At 69.3% G+C, this 251-nt stretch carries 1 pseudogene; it reads left to right on the forward strand.

Annotated features, from left to right (window positions below):
• A pseudogene (locus LU493_RS19915) lies at positions 1–251 on the forward strand (transketolase); the annotation flags it as partial.

Consider the following 251-nt stretch of genomic DNA (forward strand, 5'->3'; position numbering starts at 1 on the left):
CGCAAGGCCTCGCTGGCCTGCCTCAATGAACTCGGTCCACAGTTGCCCGAGCTGCTCGGCGGCAGCGCCGACCTGGCACCCTCCAACCTGACCGTCTGGAACGGCGCCCGGGTGATCGGCCCCGAGGGCTCGCAGGAAGGCGCCCCCGACGGCAACTACCTGCACTATGGCGTACGCGAGTTCGGCATGGCCGCCATCGCCAACGGCATCGCCCTGCATGGCGGCTTCGTGCCCTATGCCGCGACCTTCCT

The organism is Halomonas elongata (assembly GCF_029081005.1).
In the GTDB taxonomy this organism is placed as follows: domain Bacteria; phylum Pseudomonadota; class Gammaproteobacteria; order Pseudomonadales; family Halomonadaceae; genus Halomonas; species Halomonas elongata_B.